Genomic DNA, 9,349 nt, shown 5'->3' on the forward strand with positions numbered 1-9,349 from the left:
GTGATCCACTGACGGCCCCCTCAATTTGAAATGATCTAATGCCGCCGCTCGGGCAGGGGGAGGTTGCGCGCTTCAAGTTCGCGCTTGATGCTTTCGGGCATGTCGCGGCATCCGCACGCGGTGGCGTGTTCGACATGCCAGGAAATGCGCTGGTCTAGATTTGCCTTGGGATCAAGGCGGTGTCCGTCGTGCCATTCCTTGTTCATCTGATCACGCTGCCATTTCGCTCATTGCGGTTTCTATCGGCAGTGATATCGCCACAGTGGTGCCCAGGGAAGGGGCGGAGTCGATGACCATGTGGCCGCCGCTCTGCTCGGCAATGGCGCGCGCGATGGAAATGCCCAGGCCAGGCCCTACGCCTTCACGCGTAAAGGTGGCGTCGCCGAGCGCGAAGGGCTGGCTGAGGCTGGCGAGGCGCTCCTCGCTCATGCCGATGCCGGTATCGCTGATTTCGATGACCACGCCATCGTCGGCGGCAAAGGCGGCGAGGCGCACATGGCCGCCGCGTTCGGTGAAGCGGATTGAATTTTCCATGATATTACCGAGCATGCGCACCATGCCGAGCCGGTCGCCGCGCAACACCGCGCCACAGCTCTTGCCGACGATCAGCCTGATGCCCGCCCGGTGCATCTGTCCCTTGAAGCGTTTGGCGACGGAATCGATGACTTCGTCCACCGGCACCGCATCCTGGCGCAGCGCCTTCTGGCCGCTGTCGAGTTCGGCCAGATCGAGAATGGTGCCGAACGAGGCCAGCAGGTGCTCGCCGGAGGCCTTGATCGACTGCACATAGTCGCGATAGCGCGCATCGCCCAGCGGACCATAGGTCTCGTGCTTCATCAGCTCGGCAAAGCCAATGATATGGTTGAGCGGGGTGCGGATATCGTGGCTGAGATGGGCGAGGAAATTGGTCTTGGCGCGGCTGGCCGCCTCGGCCTTGAGCTTTTCCTCGTGATAGCGGCGAGCGAGTTGGCGCTGTTCGACGCGGATGCTGTCGAGCATGGCGCTGGTGCGTTTGTGCTCGGTCACGTCGGAGACCAGCGTCATGAAACAGCCATCACCCAGTGGTCGTTCGTCGATCATCAGGCAGGAGCCGTCCTGCCGGTGCAGCTCGAGAATGCGGTTGCTGTCGTCCTCACGCACCAGCTTCATGTAGCCGCCGGCCGCGAGCCGGCTTACGGCCTGGTGATAGCTGGTGCCATCCTCGTCCAGTTCCAGCCGGTTGCGATAGCTGTCATTGCAGACAATCAGCCGGCCTTCGCGCGTCCAGCAGGCCAGGCCCATAGGAATGGCGGCAGCCAGCTGGCTGTAGTTGAAGCGCTGCATGGTGTTGGGCATGTCGTCGCCGGGGCGGCGTCGCGCGGCCACTAGAGTGAACAGTCCCGCAAGGCCGAAGGCAGCGGCGCCGCGTCCGAATAACCCTGCCAGAACGTCGCTGGGCGGTGTCGCTTCGACATGCGTTGTCTGTTTGTGCGCCGCCACGGTCTCTGCCACCGGTGCCATGGCGAAACTGGCTTCGGTCAGCAGTGTCCTCGGCTCTGGTTGCGTGGCGTCGAGCGGCAGGAAGGATTGGGCGACCAGTGACCGCGCCATCTGCGTGGGTCGCTGACTTATGGCAGCGGCGGCCATCATGGTGGCTACAGGGGCAGCCTGGCGGCGAGCGACGTCGAGGGTGTGGTAGATGTCATAGGCGACAAACAGGCCGGCCGAGAGGAAGGCGGTGGCGGCCACCGCCAGTGTGACTGGGGACAGCACCTGGCGCCAGGCGGGCAGAACAGAAACGGACGAGGAAACGCGCTTGGTTCTCGTGGAATCTTTGGCGCAGAATCCAGATGCGCCGGCGCCGGACATCTCCGTCGACCGCATGAAATTCTCCATCCTTGAAAGGAACTTAGACGCTAACTCAAATCGCTCTTAACAAGATATGAATCAGCGGCCCCCCGCTTGTCCAGAGTCCGAAACGGCCCCCGTGGGCCCTATTCGAAAAAGCGGAGTCGGCTGAATCACTTAGCGGTGAAGAAAAATCCTTCTAAGAAACTTGTCCTGTGGAAAGCTGTGCAGTTTTCCATGGCTGACTTGGGGTGGATGCAATAGGCCCGCCGTCCGGATGGGGCGGCGGGCCTATTTTCTGTGCTGCAGGGTGTCTTAGCCGGCCAGGATACGGTCGAGAATTTCACCCACATTGCGGCTCAGCGTGTGCTGGCTCTTGAGGGCTTCGAGCGCGACGCGGCCGGCTTCACGGCGGCGGGGCTCCAGCATGGGCAGGATGCGCATGCCGGTCAGAATGCGCGATGCCACTTGCGGATTGACCTTGTCGATCTCAGCGACTGCTTCGGTGACGAAGCGGAACCCCGCGCCATCTGCCCGGGTGAACTGCGTCGACCCGCTCATCACGAAGCTCCCCAGCAGCGACCGCAACCGGTTGGGGTTGGTCTTGGGAAAGTCCGGTGCCGCCAGAATGGCGCGCATGCGCTCGATCACCCCATCATCCGGCGCCTGGGCTGATGCGGTGAGCCACTTGTCGAACACCAGCGGATCGCCGCCGAAGCGGGTGCGGAAGTCCCCCAGCAGCGCCGGCGCTTCATCGGTCCAGGACTGGGCGGCGATGGCCATGGCCGCATAGCGGTCGGTCATATTGCCAGCTGTCTCGTATTGCTTCTGGGCCAGATCGCCGCGACCAGCGCCGGAGACGAGCAGTTGCAACAGTCCGTTGCGCAGCGCCCGCTTGCCGGCCTGAGCAGCGTCGGGGCTATAGGGCGCGTCGCTTACCAGTGCAGCATAGCGCTCGGCCAATTGGCCGGCGATGGGGCTCACCAGTGTGGTGATCAGATCCTTGCGCGCCGCCGAAACCGCGTCGGGATCGACGTCCTTGCCGATATGGCGGCTGACCATACCGGTGCCGGGAATGGCAATGGCCTGAGCCTTGAAGGCCGCGTCGAGATCCGGATTGGCTAGCGTATCCACCAGCGCCTGCCGCAAGGCGTCGGCATTCTCGTCGGACCAGCGCCGGCCATGGGCCGCCTCGGCGATCAGCTGGGTGGACACGGTCTGCAGCGCGTCCCAGCGGTTGAACGGGTCGCTGTCATGGCGCGCCAGGAACAGCAGGTCGCTCTGGTCGAGATTGGACGAGATCTTCACCGGCGCTGAGAAGGCGCGGAACAGGGACGGCACTGGTTTGTTGGCGACGCCTGAGAAAGTCAGCGTCACGCTTGGCTTGTCGAGGAGGATCAAGTCACCCTCGACCGTGCCGCCCGACACACCGTTCCAGCTCATCGGGCTGCCATTGGGGCCAATCAGCCCGAAGCGCACCGGGATCAGCAGCGGCTTCTTGTCCGGCTCGCCCGGCGTTGGTTCGACCGTCTGCGTCAGGGTCAGCGTATAGGTCTGGCTGGCGCCATCATAGCTTTCCGCCACCGTGACCTGCGGTGTGCCGGCCTGCAGATACCAGGTGATGAACTGGCTGAGGTCGCGACCACTGGCATCCTCGAAGACTTTGATGAAAGCCTCGATGGTGGTGGCTTCGCCGTCATGGCGGTCGAAATAGAGGTCCATGCCCTTGCGGAAGCCGGCTTCGCCCAAAAGGGTCGCCAGCATGCGCACCACTTCGGCGCCCTTCTCGTAGACCGTGGTCGTATAGAAGTTGTTGATCTCCCGATAATGGTCCGGCCGCGGCGGGTGAGCCAAGGGGCCACCATCTTCCGGGAACTGGCTGGTGCGCAGGTTTTGCACGTCGTGAATGCGCTGCACCGGGCGGCTGTGCTCGTCTGACGAGAACTCCTGGTCGCGATAGACCGTCAGGCCTTCCTTGAGGCAGAGCTGGAACCAGTCGCGGCAGGTGATGCGATTGCCGGTCCAGTTGTGGAAATATTCATGGGCGATTACCCGCTCGATTGAATGATAGTTTGCGTCGGTGGCCGTCTCGGGCTGGGCGAAGACCAGCTTGTCGTTGAAGATGTTTAGGCCCTTGTTTTCCATTGCCCCGAAATTGAAGTCGGAAACGGCAACGACGTTAAAGACATCGAGATCATATTCACGACCGAAGCGGCGCTCATCCCAGGCCATGGAGCGCTTGAGGCTGTCCATGGCGTGATGGCACTCGGCCTCCTTGCCGTGCGTGCAATAGATGGCGAGGTCGACCTTGCGGCCGCTCACCGTGGTGAAACTGTCGGTGATCGAGCCGAGATCGCCCGCCACCAGTGCGAAGAGATAGGCGGGCTTCGGGAAAGGGTCCTGCCACACCGCATAATGCATGCCATCGCCGGCATCGCCGCGGTCGATCGGATTGCCGTTGGACAGCAGTACGGGCGCCAGTGCATGCGGCGCTGTCATGCGCACCGTGAACGGAGCGAGCACGTCGGGGCGGTCGAGATAATAGGTGATGCGGCGGAAGCCTTCCGGCTCGCACTGGGTGCACCAGGTGCCGCTGGAGCGATAGAGCCCCATCAGCTTTGTATTGCTCTCCGGCTTGAGGAAAACCTCGGTCTCCAGCACGAAGCGGCGGAAGGGTGGCTCGACAATGGTCAGGCCATTGTCGTCCGCGGCGTAGGACGCCAGGGCCAGCGGCGCACCGTCGATGGCAATCGAGCTGAGGCTGAGCCCGTCGCCGTCCAGCACCAGCGATGTGCCCGGCGCGGTGGTGTCGCGCGGCTCGATGGTCAACTGGGCGCGCACCCTGGTGTTCTCTTCCAGAATGCGGAAGTCGAGCTCTACTGACACGATGCGGTAGGGCGTCGGCGCATAGTCCTTGAGGTAGATGGTCTGTTCGGTTTCCGTGCGCATGAAGGCGGTCCAGTTGTTCTTGTTGTCGCGTTGCTCAGTGGTGCCATTTAAGGCCCACCCTGTCAGTTCGGCGAATGCACAAGCCCCTGAAATTGTGCTTCGCTCCGGCTTTCGGCGGCGGAGAAGTCGTCCGCCCTGAAGAAATCCGGCTCGCCTGTGTCTGTCCGGTTACAGGCGACTCGTCTTTATGGTGTATCCTTTGCAGTTCATGGCTGCATAGCAAACTCTTCGCCGTCAATTGAGACGGTATTGGGGAGGGGGAGGTTATGCCGCTGTCTTCATGCCGTTCCTCTGTGTCGAGTGGGTCGCACGAACGGTGGTTCCGAAATTTCCGCACGGATATCTGCCGTCGGCCATCAACAACTTTCTCCTCGACCGTGTTCGAGGGCGTCTGTCTTTCCGGTCGTCGCGTCTCCGCTGCCTTGCTAGTGATGGTTTGACACATGTTGCGTTGGTTTGAATCTCGGCTGAACCCTTATCCCAAGGAAGATCCCGTCGAGCCGCCCAAGAGCTTGCTGGCCTTTTGTCTGCACTACAGCAAGGGCGCCAAGCGCTGGCTGGCACTGATGGCTGTGGCTGCCGCCGCGGTTGCCATCGGTGAAATCATCATCTTCGGCTTTATCGGCGATGTGGTGAACTGGCTCGCGGGGGCAAACCCGGAAACTTTCCTGCAAACCGATGGCTGGAAGCTGGCGCTGATGGGCGCGATGATCGTCTTCATCCTGCCCGCCATCGCGTTGGTCTCTACTTTGACCATGCACCAGACCTTGCTGGGCAATTTCCCGCAGCGCATCCGCTGGATGAGCCATCGCTATCTGATCCGTCAGTCGATGAGCTTCTTCCAGGACGAGTTTGCCGGCCGTATCGGCGCCAAGCTGATGCAGACATCGCTCGCCGTGCGCGAAGTGGTGATGAAGCTGCTCGACATGCTGGTCTATGTGGTCGTCTATTTCACCGGTGCGGTGATCCTGGCCGCATCGGCAGATTGGCGCCTCGCCATTCCGTTCCTGCTCTGGCTCGTCGCCTATGTGGCTATGATGTTCTATTTCATCCCGCGCATGGGCAAGATTTCCCAGGAACAGGCCGATGCGCGCTCGATGATGACGGGCCGCATTGTCGACAGCTACACCAATATCGCCACGGTCAAGCTCTTCAGCCATTCCAATCGCGAAGAGACTTACGCCAAGGAGGCGATGGACGAGTTTCTCGATACCGCCTATCGGCAGATGCGCCTGTTCACGGTGCTCAACACATTGGTGTTGTGGTCCAATTCTCTGCTGCTGGCCGCCGTGGGCGGCACCGGCATCTGGCTCTGGATGCAGGGTCTGATGACGCCCGGCTCGCTCGCCGTGTCGCTGGGCCTGGTCATGCGCTTCCAGGGCATGAGCCAGTGGGTCATGTGGGAAATGTCCTCGCTGTTCGAGAATATCGGCACCGTGCGGGATGGTATCTCCTCGCTGTCGGTGTCGCGCGTCGTCTCCGACGCTCCGGACGCCAAGCCACTGCCCGAGGTCAAGGGTGACATCAAGTTCGAGAATGTCTCGTTCCACTATGGCAAGAAAGGTGGGGTGATCGACAACCTCAACCTGCATATCCAGCCGGGTGAGAAGATCGGTCTTGTGGGGCGGTCCGGTGCGGGCAAGTCGACTTTGGTCAACCTGCTGCTGCGCTTCTACGACCGTGCCGATGGCCGCATCCTGATCGACGGGCACGACATCGCGAAGGTGACGCAGGACAGTCTGCGCGCCAATATCGGCGTGGTGACGCAGGATACCTCGCTCTTGCACCGTTCGGTGCGCGACAACATCATCTATGGCCGCCCCGATGCGACCGAGGAAATGATGCTGGCCGCTGCCGACAAAGCCGAGGCGTCCGACTTCATCAAGACACTGTCGGACCTGCAGGGGCGCAAGGGCTTTGATGCTCATGTTGGCGAGCGGGGGGTGAAGCTTTCCGGTGGGCAGCGGCAACGTATCGCCATCGCCCGTGTCCTGCTCAAGAATGCGCCTATTCTGGTGCTCGACGAAGCCACCTCGGCGCTCGACTCCGAAGTCGAGGCCGCGATCCAGAGCCAGTTGCAGATGCTGATGGACGGCAAGACCGTGATCGCCATCGCCCATCGGCTATCAACCATCGCCATGATGGATCGGCTGGTGGTACTGGATAAGGGCCGCGTGGTGGAGCAGGGTAGCCATGCCCAGCTCCTGGAAACGGGCGGGATTTACAGCCAGCTCTGGCAGCGCCAGAGTGGTGGATTTATCGACGCCGACCAGGGTGAAGAGGCGGCAGAGTAGGCTGGCCGGAGTTGCCCCTCTACCCATGCCCCCAAAAAGGGCAGGTGGACAGAATGCGAAACATCTCTCCCTCATGGGAAAGATAAAGTGGCAGCGTCACCGTCATTGCCCGGCTTGACCGGGCAATCCAAACGGTGTCACCGCAAAGTAGTGGACCACCCGGTCAAGCCGGGTGGTGACGATCAAAAGGACATCCTGTCCAACCAAACCAAAGGAGAACCCAGATGGGTGACATCATCACGATCCGAAATCTTAGCCATCACCGCGCTGCCTTTGCGGCCACATGCACCAAATCGGACCGATACCGAACCTGACCGCCCAAAATATGCGTCAGGCGCGGCTCACTATAAGAGCACCAAAATGTTCAACCGCGTCGTCAACTTCTTTGACAATCTCTATTCGCCTATCGCCCTGGCCAAGAACCGCCAGCCGCCCATGGGCCTCAAGGCCTTCGTCGGCTATTTCGTCGGCCAGTTCAGAGGCGCCTTTCTCCTCCGCATTATCCTGGTCGCCATCGGCTCCGTCGCCGATGCGCTGATGCCTGTCTTCGTCGGCCTCGTGGTCGGCATGCTGGCCACCACCAATCCCGGTGAGATCTTTGACCAGCACAGCGCCACGCTTCTGTGGATGGTGTTCGTCGTCGTGCTGGTGCGCCCCACGGCCTTCCTGCTCGATACGCTGATCCGCAACCACGGCATCGTCCCAAATCTGGTGGACCTGATCCGGTGGCAGAGCCACTGGCATGTCATTCGGCAGAGCTGGACCTTCTTCCAGAACGACTTTGCCGGGCGCATCGCCAACAAGATCATCCAGGCCGGTGAAGCCATCGAAATCGGGGTGAACCTCACTATCGATGCGGCCTGGTATGCGCTGGTCTTCGTCATCGTCGCGGTGGTGGTGCTGGCCCAGCTCGATCCGTTGCTGCTGGTGCCGATCGGGGTGTGGCTGCTGCTCTATGCTGTACTTTTCACCATCACCATGCCGCTCATCGCCCGCTATTCCGAAACGCTTTCGGAAGCCAAGTCGGTGATGACCGGCCGCATCGTGGACAGCTACACCAATATCCAGACGCTGAAGACCTTCGCCACCGGCGAGCACGAGGACAAATATGTCTCCGACAGCGTCATGGATCATGCGGTGGAGTTCCGCAAACTCATGCGGATCTTCACCTATATGTGGTCGATCCTGTTCCTGCTGAATGCCGGGCTGGTGGTCTCTGTCACCTGGCTGGCCCTGACCGGCTGGAACAATGGCGTGCTCAGCGCCGCAGCGGTGGCCACAGCCATCCCCTTTGCACTGCAGATCATGAACATGAGCGGCTGGATTCTGGAAATCGGGTCCAACATCTTCCGCCAGGTCGGCACCACCAAAGACTCGATGGACACCATCGCCCAGCCTCTGACCATGCTGGACGCACCGGGTGCGAAGCCGCTTGATGTAAAGGCCGGCGAGCTGACCTATGACACTGTCAGCTTCAACTACTGGCGCGGCAAGTCCGGTTCGGTCATCGACGATTTCAGCCTCACCATAAGGGCGGGCGAGAAGATCGGCCTCGTGGGGCGCTCCGGATCGGGCAAGTCGACGCTGGTCAACCTGGCCTTGCGCATGTTCGACGTGCAGGAAGGGGCGATCCGCATCGACGGCCAGGACGTTCGCGAGGTCACCCAAGAGAGCCTGCGTGCTGCGATTGGCCTTGTCAGCCAGGACACCTCGCTTCTGCACCGTTCGGTGCGGGAGAACCTAAAATATGGTCGGCACGACGCCAGCGACGCGGAGATGATCCGCGCCGCCGAACAGGCCAATGTGCATGAGGTGATCATGGGCCTGTCCGACCCGCAGGGCCGCAAGGGCTACGACGCCCATGTCGGCGAGCGGGGCGTCAAACTGTCGGGCGGGCAACGCCAGCGTGTCGCCATTGCGCGTGTGCTGCTCAAGAATGCCCCGATCCTGGTGCTCGATGAAGCCACATCGGCGCTGGACAGCGAGGTCGAGGCAGCGATCCAGGAGCAGCTCACGCAGCTCATGCAGGGCAAGACCGTAGTGGCCATAGCCCATCGCCTCTCCACCATAGCAGCCATGGATCGGCTGGTGGTGCTGGAAAAAGGCCGGATCGTCGAAGAGGGTACCCATGCCCAGCTTCTGGCCTCCGGCGGCCACTATGCCATGCTCTGGCAACGCCAATCCGGCGGTTTCCTTGACTTGGAGGCGTCCTGAAAGGCCAGGCGCGCCAGTGGCGCGACTGGAGCCGACAAGGCCACGAGAGCTATGCTCGAGTGGCG

Annotated in this window: 5 protein-coding genes; 2 read left to right on the forward strand and 3 right to left on the reverse strand. The window is 61.7% G+C overall.

Annotated elements, in window-relative coordinates; all coding sequences use genetic code 11:
- Nucleotides 1-35: 35 nt before the first annotated feature.
- From BGO80_RS16155 to pepN, 3 genes are all read right to left on the reverse strand, one after another.
- Nucleotides 36-206 (reverse strand): hypothetical protein, encoded by a 171-nt coding sequence (locus tag BGO80_RS16155; RefSeq protein WP_286722276.1) that lies wholly within the window; start codon nucleotides 204-206, stop codon nucleotides 36-38.
- A 4-nt stretch (nucleotides 207-210) separates the two neighbouring features.
- Nucleotides 211-1,863, reverse strand: a complete 1,653-nt coding sequence (locus tag BGO80_RS16160) for a sensor histidine kinase (protein ID WP_286722277.1) — start codon at nucleotides 1,861-1,863, stop codon at nucleotides 211-213.
- A 279-nt stretch (nucleotides 1,864-2,142) separates the two neighbouring features.
- The gene (pepN, locus tag BGO80_RS16165) at nucleotides 2,143-4,776 is read right to left on the reverse strand and encodes an aminopeptidase N (RefSeq protein ID WP_286722279.1); all 2,634 of its coding nucleotides are present in this window, start codon (nucleotides 4,774-4,776) and stop codon (nucleotides 2,143-2,145) included.
- Between the two features lie 443 nt (nucleotides 4,777-5,219).
- Between pepN and BGO80_RS16170 the strand changes: the two genes are divergently transcribed.
- Nucleotides 5,220-7,070: an ABC transporter ATP-binding protein gene (locus tag BGO80_RS16170; RefSeq protein ID WP_126150773.1), complete on the forward strand. Its 1,851-nt coding sequence runs from the start codon at nucleotides 5,220-5,222 to the stop codon at nucleotides 7,068-7,070.
- A gap of 360 nt (nucleotides 7,071-7,430) precedes the next feature.
- Nucleotides 7,431-9,284 carry an ABC transporter ATP-binding protein gene (locus tag BGO80_RS16175; protein ID WP_286722280.1) on the forward strand — a complete coding sequence of 618 codons (1,854 nt, stop codon included), beginning with the start codon at nucleotides 7,431-7,433 and terminating at the stop codon, nucleotides 9,282-9,284.
- Nucleotides 9,285-9,349: the final 65 nt, after the last annotated feature.

Origin of the sequence: Devosia sp. 63-57 (assembly GCF_001899045.1) — a bacterium.
In the GTDB taxonomy this organism is placed as follows: Bacteria; Pseudomonadota; Alphaproteobacteria; order Rhizobiales; family Devosiaceae; genus Devosia; species Devosia equisanguinis.